The 13,592-nt window shown below is 59.0% G+C and carries 9 protein-coding genes; 3 read left to right on the top strand and 6 right to left on the bottom strand.

The features are described 5' to 3' along the window. Positions 1-131 precede the first annotated feature (131 nt). Complete coding sequence (locus IAE55_RS15295; protein WP_200633171.1) at positions 132-992, bottom strand: TrmB family transcriptional regulator; 861 nt, start codon at positions 990-992, stop codon at positions 132-134. Between the two features lie 86 nt (positions 993-1,078). Next, positions 1,079-1,879 carry a zinc ribbon domain-containing protein gene (locus IAE55_RS15290; protein ID WP_200633170.1) on the bottom strand — a complete coding sequence of 267 codons (801 nt, stop codon included), beginning with the start codon at positions 1,877-1,879 and terminating at the stop codon, positions 1,079-1,081. A 303-nt stretch (positions 1,880-2,182) separates the two neighbouring features. Here IAE55_RS15290 and IAE55_RS15285 point away from each other — a divergent pair, with 303 nt between their 5' ends. The 3 genes from IAE55_RS15285 to IAE55_RS15275 all read left to right on the top strand — a co-directional run bounded on the left by IAE55_RS15285 (position 2,183) and on the right by IAE55_RS15275 (position 5,798). Continuing rightward, positions 2,183-4,309 carry an ATP-dependent helicase gene (locus IAE55_RS15285; RefSeq protein WP_200633169.1) on the top strand — a complete coding sequence of 709 codons (2,127 nt, stop codon included), beginning with the start codon at positions 2,183-2,185 and terminating at the stop codon, positions 4,307-4,309. A gap of 134 nt (positions 4,310-4,443) precedes the next feature. Next, complete coding sequence (locus IAE55_RS15280) at positions 4,444-4,812, top strand: hypothetical protein (RefSeq protein WP_105445653.1); 369 nt, start codon at positions 4,444-4,446, stop codon at positions 4,810-4,812. 245 nt (positions 4,813-5,057) lie between these two features. Further along, the gene (locus IAE55_RS15275) at positions 5,058-5,798 is read left to right on the top strand and encodes a GTP pyrophosphokinase (protein ID WP_105445654.1); all 741 of its coding nucleotides are present in this window, start codon (positions 5,058-5,060) and stop codon (positions 5,796-5,798) included. 138 nt (positions 5,799-5,936) lie between these two features. On the opposite strand, the gene IAE55_RS15270 is transcribed toward IAE55_RS15275, so the two are convergent. The 4 genes from IAE55_RS15270 to IAE55_RS15255 form a co-directional block, all read right to left on the bottom strand. Continuing rightward, positions 5,937-6,776 (bottom strand): M15 family metallopeptidase, encoded by an 840-nt coding sequence (locus tag IAE55_RS15270; protein ID WP_200633230.1) that lies wholly within the window; start codon positions 6,774-6,776, stop codon positions 5,937-5,939. Continuing rightward, entirely contained in the window at positions 6,773-7,549 is a 777-nt protein-coding gene (locus IAE55_RS15265; protein ID WP_200633168.1) for a hypothetical protein, read from the bottom strand. The genes IAE55_RS15270 and IAE55_RS15265 overlap by 4 nt, the downstream gene beginning before the upstream one ends. 100 nt (positions 7,550-7,649) lie before the next feature. Continuing rightward, positions 7,650-10,742 carry a DEAD/DEAH box helicase gene (locus IAE55_RS15260; RefSeq protein WP_200633167.1) on the bottom strand — a complete coding sequence of 1,031 codons (3,093 nt, stop codon included), beginning with the start codon at positions 10,740-10,742 and terminating at the stop codon, positions 7,650-7,652. Positions 10,743-11,116: 374 nt separating this feature from the next. Next, positions 11,117-13,567, bottom strand: a complete 2,451-nt coding sequence (locus IAE55_RS15255; protein WP_200633166.1) for a glycoside hydrolase family 31 protein — start codon at positions 13,565-13,567, stop codon at positions 11,117-11,119. Positions 13,568-13,592 lie beyond the last annotated feature (25 nt).

The following is a 13,592-nucleotide window of genomic DNA, read 5'->3' as shown; positions in this document are numbered from 1 at the left end:
AGCACATCCCCAAACCCCGAAACCTCGTTGCGGCCGCTCCGTCGCAGAAAATCGTTCATGCCATGAACCATCTAACGCCGGACTTCACTAGACAAAACGGGCCCCGTCTCAACGGTACCCGTTTTCGTGTTTTATACTTCCTCCGAATCCTCAGTACCGTCAAAATCCCCGATGACTTCCGAGTCAGCCTCGCGCGTATCGACTTCCACGTACTTGCGGTAGATCCGCTCGTAAGCCGGACCGTACCGCTCCGCCAGCTCGCCGCCCAAGTCCTGCTCCACCTCGTAGAGCACCATTTCCTGTGTAAAATGATGCAGCAGCAGCTCCACCATCACAGGATGCTCGGTGACCAGCGCCTGCGTCGCGCAATCCTCCCCGCGCATGCCCAGCATGCACCAGCGGCGGTCAATGACGAAGGAGAACTTGCGGCCTTTTAAGGCATGCCGGTCCCCTGCGTCCTGATTCCACGCCGGCCAGGGAAGCAGCCGCTCCATGCCCGTATCGCTGCCGATACAGGACCAGAGCAGCTTCACCCCCCGCTGCTCGGCCTGCTCCAGCTCGCTGCGCATCAAAGCCGCTTCCTCGCGCCAAACGTCGACGACGATTTCATGCTCCGCCCGCTCAAGCTCTCGGGCCAGCGCCTCCATAACGTTCCGGTCCCCTTCCACGTTATAGAAGGGCTGCTGATCCGGCTCCACCCGCGGCATCCGGTTCTCGATGAACGAAAGCGATTCCTTCATCTGCCCGGCGATCATCCGGGTGAGCTCCTCCGTCTTCAGCATGCTGTAGCGGACCGGATCCCCTTCGCTGCGGTGCAGATATCCCTGCTGGCATAACCGCTGCAGCGTAGAGTACACATTGGAACGGGACACGCCCAGCCCCTTGGCCACCTCATATCCGGAGGACGGGCCCTTGCCCGCCAGCTCCACCATTATTTTCGCTTCCATCTCCGTGAATCCCAGATTCCGCAGATGATGTAGCAGTTGTTCCATTACGTTTTGTCCTCCCAAAGCTGCCTAAAACCGCTGTCCGCCAAAAAAGCTTCTATTAAGCGTAATCGTGTTTGTTTCTCGTACAACTAAATCTGTTCCGCACCGCATCTCGGGCACCACTTCGAGCCCTTAGGCAGGTCTGCACGGCAAATCTGGCATTTGACCGTATCGCGCGGACCTTCTTCACGCGCCCCCGTATCGTCATCTCCGCTGTTTTCCTTCCAATAGCGGATGCGGCGGTCCAGCTCCAGCTGGCGTTCCCGCTCGCGTTCGAGCTCCTCGGCCTGGCGCCGCTCCCGCTCCGCTTCCGGATCATTTTCGTCGGTAAGGTCAAGATCATCCCACGCTTCCCTCATCGGAAACTCATAGTCATAATCCTGTTCCACCGCGGCTGCGGCTTCCTGCTGGCCGGAATATTCCCGCTCCTCCGGTTCTTCCCGGTAGGTTGGCTCATCTTGGGCCTTGCTCCCGAAAATCGCTTCTTCATCAAAAGCAAAACCGACCTGTTTGGCGGGCTCGCTCGGTTTCACCCCATCATCCGCCAGCTTTCTTCCGCAGGACGGACAGAAGTTGGCATCCAGCGTGGCGACGTATCCGCATTTGCACAGCCGCTCGTTTTTCAGCTCGGCAATCCGGGTACGCAGCTCATCGATTTCTTCCTGAAGCAGGTCGCAGGATTTGCACAGGTCGACCATTTCCTTCTCAGCCTTGCTCATATCGCCAATGCGGTAGCCTTCGTAGAACACTTTTCCCATCTCTCTGTAGTGAATGCCCATTTCCCGTTCGATGTCGGCAATCTGGCTGTTCAGCTTGCTGACCTCCAGCGTTCCCTGAGCTTTTTCCGTTGCGCGGTTAGCCCCTTCTTTGAGGCGCTGAATAATGTTCATGAGTTCTCTCCTCCAGTTTCCATGTCATCCCATTTATTCATTCCAAATGATCATTTACAATAGTAATCTGTGCCCTTGAGCCCATGTCATCTGCCCAGGCCGCTGCCCGGGCTGCCTATTACCAAGATACCATGCCGGAGCTTTCCTGTGAAATCCGGGCCTGCCGTCAAACGGCCTTGAATCTTGGAGCTTGGAATCGAGCGGCTGAGGCGCATCCTTTCCGGATGTGCATATATCATACCAAATTTACAGTGCACTTGTGAAAAAGGCAATCCCTTACAGCCATAAAAGGAGGTCCTATCGATGGCTCAGCCCCCCATACATCTGAATGTTTCGATACATAGCGTGCCTGCGAAGGTGCCCTCTTCCTCTCCGGTTCCCCAGGCACGCCCCGCATCCCTCTCCACCAGCCGGGAGCTGGTGGGCGCAGGCGACGCGGACGCGTTTTTCTTTCGCGAACTGGAGCGGATGGGCATCCTGCTGAATGCGCCGCAGATCGATGCCGTACGCCACGGCGACGGGCCAATGCTGGCCCTGGCGGGCGCCGGCTGCGGCAAAACGACCGTTCTGGCCGCCCGGACGGCTTACTTGATCGCGGTCCGCGGCATTCCGGGTTCCCGGATTTTGCTGGTCACTTTTACGAGCAAGGCCGCCAAGGAGATCAAGGAAAGAATCGGACGCATGCCCGGCATTTCCGCAGCCGCGGCCCGTGCCGTAGAAGCGAGGACGTTCCATTCCTTCGGACTGCTGCTGCTACGCCAGCACGGATATACCGAGCAAATTTTTGGCGAATTCACGGCCCAGCACACCATCATGAAAATGATTTTGCGCCGCCTGGATCACACCGGATCCTATCAGCCCGAGACGCTGCTCGCGGCACTGTCCGCCTGGAAAATGCAGGGCATGTGGCCGGCTGACCTGCCTGAGGCAACCAAAGAAGAATCCGCCGTCAAACGCATTCTGCTCGGTTATGAAGATTGGAAGGCACAGCGGAACCAGTGGGATTTTGACGACATCCTCCTGCATGCCCGGAAGCTGCTCGACAACCCGGCTACGCTGAAACGGCTGCAGGACCGCTTTCATTATTTGATGGTCGATGAATTTCAGGATACCAACGCGATCCAGTACGACCTGGTCCGGCGGTTGGCCGAGCCCCGGCACAATTTGGCGGTCGTCGGGGACGATGACCAGACCATTTATTCGTTTAACGGAGCCCGGCAGGAATCGATTCTCGAGTTCGACCGCGTCTATCCGGGCACCAAAATCGTGAATCTCAACATCAATTACCGGAGCGACAGCCGGATTCTCGGCCTGGGGAGCGCCCTCGTCCGGCATAACCGGCAGCGCCGGCCCAAGGAACTGCTCGCAGCAGGAGCCCGCGGCTTCAAGCCTGCGTACTTGACCCCTGCAACCCCGGACGAAGAGGCACGCTGGGTCGTTCAGCATATCCAGGAGCATGTCGGCCGGGACGGGCTGGACTATGGCGATATCGCCATTTTGCACCGGACGTCCGACAGCAGCCGTGCCGTACTGGAGCAGCTGCTGCTGTGCGGGATTCCTTTTGTCCAGTTCGGCAGCGCACCGGTATTCTACGACCAGACATTGATCAAACCGCTGATGGATCACCTGCGGCTGAGCCTGACGCCCCGGCGGAAGGAATCGCTGCAGAGCGTGCTGGGTCCTTTGTATGTACCGAAAGAGGACGGTATGACTTATATCCGGCAGCAGGAGAAGCTTCAAGCCAAAAAGTATCCGCTCATCCATCTCGCCCGGTGGGAACGGCTTCAGCCTTTTCAGCAGGAGGCGGTCAAGGAGCGCATCCGGTTCATCAAGTCGCTGAAATCCCTCAAACCGGCCTATGCCATTCAGGAAATGCGCAGACAGTTCTACGACAAGTACCTTCAGGCAGGCGATCCTCTAATTTATACCCAGTATAAAGAGATGGTGAGCGATACACTGGAGGAGTTCGAGAGCGCGGCGGGACGCTTTGATACCATTGAGGAGTTCGTGGCTTATGCGGACGAGCTGACGGCCCGCCATGAGCAGATGGAGGCGGCCCGGGAGGAACGGAACGGCAGCGCCGTTCAGCTCATGACGATCCACCGGGCCAAGGGGCTGGAGTTCCGCCAGGTGTATTGGATCGGCGCCAGCGAAGGGATTCTCCCGCACAGCTCCGCCTTGAAGAAGCAGCCTCCGGCCGATATCAAAGCCGGGCAAGCGCTGACGGACGAGCAGCAGCTGGCGGCCGCGGCGCTGGAGGAGGAACGGCGGCTCGCTTATGTCGCGGTCACGCGGGCCAAGGAGAGGCTGTATATCAGCTCGCCCGCGTACTACCACGGCAAGCCGTCGGCGCCTTCCCGCTTTTTGCATGAAGCTTTCGGCATCCTGCCCCATCCGGACTCGCCCAAGCCCGTTTCACCCAGACGCTGAGGTGATTTCCTGATTCAAATATGCCGGTCCCGTGTAAAAAGCAGTAAAAGCGTTCATGCCTGTCCGGAGCATCCACCGGAACTTGCCAATACACGGGATGCGCGGGTGCCATGGATAAGGGAGGAATCTGCCTTATGGATACCGATAAGAAGCGTTACTATATTTCTGTGAGCCATCAGCTGATTCAAGATGTGCCCAATGACTCTGCCGAGTATGAGGTCCTGATGACCGAGACGGAAGTGTCGAAGCTGCGGGATCTGCTGGAGGATCTCACCAAGGAAGACGAGTATGCGTTCAAACGCACCTTTGTTCCGTATAAATCGGCCGACCATGATGAAGCGGCTGATGAGTATAACGATAGACTGATCGCCGTGTATGCTTATCTGCATGAGATCGGGGACGAAAAAACGCGGCGCACGATCGAGGATATGAATATTTTAGGTAAAATGCAGCATACCGATTACCACGATAAAGGGTATGAAGGATCTCCTCTGAACAAATAAAGGGATGATCCCCATATCCCTTTCCGGCCCTTGCCCCGCCTGACTTTCCGGTACCCCGGTACATGGGATTCGGGCGGATGGCAGGGGCTTTTGCGGCCTTTACAGGATTGCTGCACTGCCGTCTTGCTTTGCTTCACCCTCCTATTTTCAGGTAAAATGTATACATAAATAGAATGAACTAAAGCAGCCATTTCTTTCATTCATTCTATACAGCACCCCAATTTGCAGATAGGTAGGAGATTGGCATGAACGAACAGCAGAACCAACAGCTCGTCGTAAGTCCCGTAACGTTGAAAGACCTCCATCAGCTCGATATAGATAACAACCTGCTCCGTCAATTTGAAGAGTGGAAGAAGCTTCCGATGCTGTACAAACTGGCCCTGGAGGAGCTTCAGAGCAAAATCAAGCTGATCAAGACCGAACTGAAGCTGCAGGACGGTTACAGCCCCATCGAACATATCAAGGTCCGGATCAAGGAACCCAAGAGCATCATGAACAAAATGGAGCGCAAAGGATATGAGCTGACGATGGATAATATCCTGAATCATATCCACGATATCGCCGGCATGCGGATCGTCTGCGCGTTTGTCCAGGACATTTACCGGCTGCTTGACCATTTAACCCACCGCGACGACATCCGGCTGATTGAGGTCAAGGATTATATCGCCCATCCGAAGCCGAATGGCTACCAGAGCCTGCACGTCATCGTGGCCGTGCCGCTGATTCTGATCGAAGGCACCCGCTGGATGAAGGTTGAAATCCAGATGCGGACCTTGGCCATGGATTTCTGGGCGAGCATGGAGCATATTATTTTCTACAAATATGACAAGCAGGTTCCGCCCCATGTGGTGGCCGAGCTGAAAGAAGCTTCCCAGGCCGCCGACAAGCTGGATCACCAGATGCTCCGGCTCCGCCAGGAGATTCTTGCGGAGAACGGCGATTTGATCGAGGGAGCCCTGCATGAAATGCACGAGGGAGAAAGCTGATGCCGGGTGAAATTTGAGGTTGCGAATAAGACCAGCGACCATGGATCGAGTTATATAACGATTTATTAGTGAAAAAAAGCCGTCCCCCTAACTAGGGGGGGACGGCTTATTGGTGTAGTATAGCTAGATGGAACGCCATTACAGCTTCATGTTCGCTTCGTCAAAATAGTCCTCGAGCGCAAGCCCGCTCCGGGCGATGTCCGGTGCCAGGTCCGTTCCGATATAGCGGATGTGCCACGGCTCGTACACGTAGCCGGTCACGCTCTCCATTCCGTCGGGATACCGGACGATAAAGCCGTATTCCGCGGCATGCGCCGCAAGCCAGTGCCCTTCCTCGGACGAGCCGAATACAGCCCCCAGCACGTTGCCGACACTGGGGCTCGAAACGTCCATCGTCAGGCCCGTCTGATGCTCGCTCGTCCCAGGGACGGCGCTGACGCGGGCGGCTTCCTCCGCCCCCTTGGTGCGGACATGCTGCCCGTAAACGGCCTGCTGGCGCTCATACGAGCGGTAGCCAGAGACGGCCCGAAGCTCCAAGCCGGCCTGCGACGCCCCGGCGAACAGCCTTTCGAGCGCGGCGGCGGCTTCCTTTCGCAGCTGCCGTTTCTCATGGTGCCCGTCGAACGTAAAAGGCACGTCCGGTTCCACGAGGTCGGGAGGGGCATACCCTTCCGGAAGGCTGCGCTGCTTGTTGACTACCACGGTGACCGCTTCCGGATTGGTCACCACCTGCTTCCCGTTCACGGTCCGGGCCGTAGCCTGCAGCGAATTTTCGCTGCGCTTGGCCAGTACGGGATCGGCGACCCGCTCAAGGCCCGCCTGCCCTCCCGCATCCGAGCCTCCGGGAGCGTGCAGGGCTTGTCCGCTCTCCCGTGCTGCCCCCTCCGACCGCTCGCAGCCGCTGAGCACGGCGGACGCCGAGAGGATCAGCGCCGCCAGAAGGCAGGCGCCCCGGCTTCCGGGGGATGGCCCGGTCATGTTCTGTTCTCCGAAGCCGGAGCCGAGGCGGGGGCTGGCGCCAGCCCAGCTGAAGCCGGTGGTACCCGCTTCAGCTGCTCCTTGGCTCTCGCCGCAGTCTGCGTCTTGATCGAGCGGATCACCTGCCGGGCTGCCGTCACCTTGGGCAGGAGACCCGACCAATCCTCCTCCGGCATATCCTTGGCGGGCACCGCCTTCAGATGGACGGCCACCTCCCGGTACGGCGCTCCCGGTTCATGCAGCATGCCCTGCTGCGCCGCTTCTGCCAGCCATTCGCCGGGAGACGGGCCGCCTTTGCCCTTCTCCTCCAGGGAGGACAGGTCGCCGTCGGCCAACTTGGCGTCACCCGGGGGCAGGGAACCAGCCCAGTCGCTGAAGACCCGGCCGAGCAGCTCCTCGCGCGGAAGCCCCAGCAGTGCCAGCATCAGAAGCGGCTCCTCCGCCAAGCGCTGACGGATGGCCGGCATCGACTCCGAAGCGTGGGGGCATCCGTCTGCGCCGCAGCTGCAGACCGCCTCGCCCCAGGTCAGGGCGGTTTGCCCCAGCAGCTCATCCAGCCAAGGCAGCTGGCTTCCCTGAAGCAGTAAATAAAGGTCGGCAGGGCAATCGGCCAGCCTCTCCACGATGGTGCCTACGGGCACAGCTCCGTCTACCGTCACCGGAATGCCGAGGGTCCATTCCTCACGGCCTTCTGCGGTTGTCCCTTGAGCCCGGATCAATCCGGGTTCCACTTCCACGATCAGCTCCGTTCGGTCTTTACCTTGTGCCTTCATCCCTTGTTCCCTCCTTGGAGTGCCCCCAAAAAATCAGAAGCGTCGAATTAACATGATAGCCGTAGCCTGCTTAAGGAAGCCCTAAGCCGCCGGTTTACATTTACATCCAGTCTTCCCCTTGCAGCATGATCAATTCCTTCAGCTCGTGATCCGACATCTCGGTCAGCCACGTTTCTCCCGAACCGACGACCTGCTCGGAGAGCGACTTTTTATGCTCGATCAGCTCGTCGATCCGCTCCTCGAGCGTCCCTTGACAGATCAGCTTGTGAACCTGCACGTTTTTCTGCTGTCCGATCCGGAATACCCGGTCCGTGGCCTGATTCTCCACCGCCGGATTCCACCACCGGTCATAATGCAGCACATGATTGGCCCGGGTCAGATTCAGACCGACGCCCCCCGCCTTCAGCGACAGTACGAAGAAGGACGGGCCTTCGCCCTCCTGAAAGGCCATGACCATGTCGTCGCGCTCCTGTTTGGACACGCCGCCGTGAAGGAAGAAAGGCGCCCTGCCGTAACGCTCCTTCAGCCTGGACACCAGAAGATGCCCCATCGCCACGTATTGCGTGAAGATGAGCGCTGACTCCTGATTTTCCTGGATGTTGTCAAGTAGATCGAAGAGCCGCTCCATTTTCCCGGAAGACTCGGCTTTGGCGCCCCGCACGTCTTCCCTGCCGAGCAGAAGCGGCGAGTCGCAAATCTGCTTCAGCTTCGTCAGCGAGGACAGCACCAGCCCTTTCCGGGCGATCCCCGTCTGCTGTCCGATCTGGCCCATCATCTGGTCCACGACCGATTGGTACATCGCTCCCTGCACTTCGGTCAGCGTGCAGTAAGATTTGATTTCCAGCTTTTCTGGCAGATCCTTGCGGATGTCGGGATCGCTCTTCAGGCGTCTCATCATGAAGGGCGATACAAGCTTATGCAGCTCCTGCAGCTTCCCTGGCGCGACCTCCCCTGTCGTGTAACGCTGCCGGAACGATGTGGAAGAACCGAGATAACCCGGATTGAGGAATTGGAAAATCGACCACAGCTCACCGAGGCGGTTCTCCACCGGCGTCCCGGTCATCGCGATGCGGTGAGGCGCCGACAGCTTCATGACGCTCTGCGCCTGCTTGGTCCGGTAGTTCTTAATGTACTGGGCTTCGTCCAGCACCACGGTGGACCACAGCACCGAGGCCAGGTCGGAGCCGTCCCTTCCGGCCAAATGGTAGGTTGTCAGCACGACGTCATGCCGAAGCGCCTGTTCCAGAAATTCGTCCCCGTGAAGGCGGCGGTTGCCGTGATGAATGTACAGCTCGAGCCCGGGGGCAAAGCGCTGCATTTCGCGCTGCCAGTTGCCGAGCAGCGAGGTCGGGCACACGATCAGCACGGGAGGATTCCCTTCCTTGTGCTGCTCCAGCAGACAGGTGATCACCTGCACTGTCTTCCCGAGGCCCATGTCATCGGCCAGGCAGACGCCGAAGCCCATGTCCCGCATCGCCGCCAGCCATTGGTAGCCCCGCTCCTGATAAGGGCGGAGCACGCCGTGCAGCGAAGCGGGAACCGGGCGGACAGGCACCTTCTTCGGCCCCTCCTCGCCAAGAAGGGACTGCAGGTAGCCCATCGTCTCCAGCTCCAGCACCGGAATGCCCTTCCAGGTGCGTTCACCGTCTTCTCCTGCACTGAGATGCATCCAGTCGGACATGTTCATTTCGCCTTCGTCATGCTTCTTGATATAGCGCAGCACCTGGCGGATTTCCTTCAGATCCAGCTCGATCCATTCCCCGCGGAATTTCACATAAGGCAGGGTCGACTCGGCCAGCTCGGCCAATTCCTCCCGGGTGAGGGTATAGCCCTCAAGGGCGGCTTCCACCCGGAAAGAGACAAGCTGCTCCAGGCCGATGACCGGATGGCCGGGCGCGCCTCCGCCTGCATTTTCCGCCAGCATCTTCAGCGACAATCCCACGCGGCGGCGCCCCTTCCGGCTCCACCGGGAGGGCATCTGGACCGTGATTCCGGCTTTCGTCAGCTTCGGAACCGAGAGGCGGACAAAGGCGATCATTTCCTCCGTAGTGAGTTCAAGGCTCTCCGGAGCCGGGCCCCTCAGCGCTTCGGCCAGTTCCGGGGACAGCCTCGACGCATCGCCGAGCGCACGGAGCATTTGCTCCTTCACATTCGGAAAGACGCGGCCGCGGCGGCTGATATCCCGCTCCCGATACGACCAGATGGCCCGAATGGGAATCCATGCCCCGAACTCATCCTGAAACTCAGCCCAGAACGAGACGCACCAGCGTTCCTCTTCCTCGGTATGGCAGGGCTCGAGCCGCAGTCCCAGCTGCATCCGGCCCTGTGCCGAAGCATCCCCGTTTTCCACGGCCGGAATCGAGGTCCCCCCCGTCTCACCAACCGCGGACGCCAGCTCCTCCATCTCTTCCGTGCTCCCTTGAACCGGGATCATCCGGCTGGCGGTCAGGGTACTGTTCCACCACAGCTCCGCCACCGGGGAATATCCTCTCCGGTAATCGGCATGGTAGCGGGAAAATTTGCTCTCGTTCTCACGGATCACTTCCCGTACCTGTGCATGGATCATGGCGCCCATAAACGAGTGCAGCAAAAATGCCCCCGCTTCCTCCTTGGTCATCGCATCCCTGCCGGATAGCGCCGGTACTCCAAGCGCCACAGGCGGCATCGCCGCCGCCAGCTGCAGGAACCGCTCCGCGTCCTGCGGCTGGTTCAGGCTCGGCTTCCATTCCGCCGTCAGCGCCTGCTCGCCCGATTTGCGGCGGGTGCCGTTTGTCGGCACAGGGGCCGTACCCGGCGCGATACTGCCGCGCAGCATCAGCTCCAGGGCGAACCGGGCCGCCTGGGCCCAGTACCCCATCTCCGCCCCGGGCTCCATTCCCGCCTGCCGAATATAAGGCTCATCCCATGCGAGAAGCAGGCTGAAGGCGTCTGCGGCGCTCAGGGCAAGTCCCTCCAGCGTTCTGCCCATGAGCTGGCGCCGTTCCCCCCGGCGGCTCGTACGCTGAGCCGCATGCGCGGACGGGTACTTAAGCTCGGCCAGCCTGAGCGCAGCCTGGGCAAAAGGGCGCGTCCCGTCCGTCAGCGTCAGCTGCTTGACCACTTTGCTCCATGCATCCACTCTCGGTTCGGACATCTCTCCTGAAAAACAAAAAAACACATCGCCAAGCCATACGCCATAAAGCGGTTGATTCATGGTAGTCTCCTGTCGTATCCGTAATTACACATATACTTCCATCTTATACGAAAACGCATGAATTTAAAAACGAGATCCGGGTCTTTTTTAGGCATTTTTCACTATTTTTTTATGCTTTTTGCCCACCATGGGGCCGCCTGCCCTCTGCCTGACCTGATCATGCAGCATCAGAGTAAAAGCGTCTCATTGACGAGCATTCAACGAAGCCGAACCGCATTTAACGCCGTTTTTCTGGCAATACCAGAAAGACGACACTCGGAAAATTAAATTTTATTATATCTAAAAAACTAAAAAAGCCGGAAACCGTCCCGGGAGCACTAATCTCCCTGAACCGGTTCCGGCTTGAATCCACCATAGATCTGTATATAGGCTGATCAGGCGGAGATTACCGCCCACTGTCCGCCTTCGGGCAGATCCTGGACCTGAATGATCAGGTCGCCGCTCTGGCCATCGACGGCCCAGCCGAGCGCCCCCTGCTCCATTTGCTCAAGCGTCACCTGCCCGAGCCCTTCGACTTCAGCCGGGCGGAGCTTCGGCCGGCGCAGCACAAAGCGGAGGCGTTCGCGATTCGCTTCATACTGCCGATGCGGGTAAGCATACGACAGGACAAGCCGGCCTTGCTCGGCCCGCACCTTCAGCTCCAGCTCACTGTAAGCTCCGACTTCGTAGCCGTAGCTCACCCCGTCATCCTCATACAGGCGGTAAGAAGCCGCAAAGTCACCTTCCGCTTCCGCGCCGTACACATGGAACGTTAACGCATCATCCGCTCCGTCTTCGGCATGCTGCTTCAGCGGGCCTTCCGCAATCACACTGCCCGTCTTCACGTAGATCGGCATAACGGACAGCGGGCTGTGGGCCAGGATATACCGCCCGCCTTCATGCGCTTCGCCCGTCCAGTAGTCCAGCCAAGTCCCTTCGGGCAGGTATACGGCACGATGGTCGGTGTCCGGACGATAGACCGGCGCGATCAGCACGTTGTCGCCGAGCAGGAATTGATCGCACAGATTCGTCACGTTCGGATCGTGCGGATACTCCAGAATGAGCGGGCGAATGACCGGCAGCCCGGTCACGGCCGCCTCATGGAACAGGTTGTACAATTGCGGCATCCAGCGGTAGCGCAGGCCAATGTACTCCCGCAGGATAGCTTCGGCCTCTTCCCCGAACGACCACGGCTCCTGCCGCACCGTTTCGAGCGCCGAGTGGTTCCGGCAGTACGGGAAGAAGACGCCCATCTGCGTCCAGCGGATCAGAAGCTCCGCGGAGGTATGGTGGGCGAAGCCGCCAATGTCCGGACCCGCAAACGCCAGGCCGGAGAGCCCCATGTTCAGCACCATCGGCATGGCCATGGCCATATGCTCCCAGAAGCTCCGGTTGTCTCCCGTCCAGACGGCCGCATACCGCTGGATGCCCGCATACCCGGCGCGTGTCAGCACAAACGGACGGCGGCGGTCCAGCTGCTCTTTCAACCCTTCAAAGGTCGATTTGGACATAAGCAGGCCGTAGATATTGTGCAGTTCCTCATGCGTCAGCGGCTTGCCGTTGTTGCGGTGTATCACGTCCAGATCCATCGTCTTGGATTCGTTGAACACCGCCGGTTCGTTCATGTCGTTCCAAATGCCCTCGATGCCGAGTTCGGTATAAAAGGCATGCTGATCCGCCCACCACTTTGCTGTGCGGTCGTCGGTGAAATCCGGGAAAGCGCTTGTCCCTGGCCATACCTCACCGAAGAACAGATCCCCCTCCAGCTTCCTGCAGAAATGGTCCTCCCGGATCCCTTCCTGATAAATCGGGTATTTCGCATCCTTCTTGACGCCGGGATCCACAATCGGCACGATCCGGATCCCCATCTCCCGCAGCTCGCGGATCATGCCGGCCGGATCCGGAAACCGCACCGGATCGAACGTAAACACCCGGTATTCGTTCATATAATGAATATCCAAATAAATGACGTCGCACGGAATCTGCTTCGCCCGGAACGTCCGGCCAAGCTCCAGCACCTCCTGCTGGTTCATGTAGCTGTAACGGGACTGATGATACCCGATCGCCCATTTCGGCGGCAGGTTGATCCGCCCGGTCAGAGCGGTGTAACGCTTGACGACATCCTTCAGCTCCGGCCCGTTGATGAAGTACAGGTCGTAGCTTCCTGTCGTGCAGCTGACCGTGAAGGCGACTCCATGGCTGCGCATGTCGAAATCCGAGCGTCCCGGATTATCGAGGAACAGTCCGCAGCTGATGCCGCCGTGCATATGAATCAGCAGCGGAATCGACTCGTACAGCGCCTCGATTTCCGGCATATGCGGGGCGTATACGTCGGTGTTCCAGTTCGTGTACCGCTCGCCGCGTTTATCGAGGAAGCTCGATTTCTCCCCGAGTCCGTAGAAATGGGAATCCTTCGGCATGTCGTACACGCCGAAGGCCGATCCGTCCGGGCTGAAGGTGATGCTCTTCTGCTCGGCCAGCACGTTTCCTGCCAGGTCCCTGACGGTCATGGACAATCCCAGCTTGTCCAGCGTCACTTCCAGCGACGCCGTGCGGAACCGGACGCCCCCTGCCGTCTCCTCCAGCTGTGCCTGGACATCGCCCCCAGCCGCAGCGGCCGGATCGATGGCGACCGAAGTCGACATTTCCGGATCATTTCCGAGGAAATATTTGATGCGCAGCATGTCGTCCGTGACGAATTCCACAGCCGCTCCCCCGCGTTCCGTTCGTACCCAGTAGGTTCCTTCTCTTTTTTCCACGCCGGTATAGATACCCAGGTTCTCCCAAGCCTCCTGCACAATGACAGGTCCGTCTTTATCCGGCCGGATTGCTTCGCTGCCCTCCATATCCTGCTTCCCCCCTCTAAGATGA

Origin of the sequence: Paenibacillus sp. S28 (assembly GCF_016624415.1) — a bacterium.
GTDB lineage: Bacteria > Bacillota > Bacilli > Paenibacillales > Paenibacillaceae > Paenibacillus_AQ > Paenibacillus_AQ favisporus.
The sequence above is the reverse complement of the archived record's forward strand: the minus strand, read 5'-3'. Positions and strand labels throughout refer to the sequence as shown.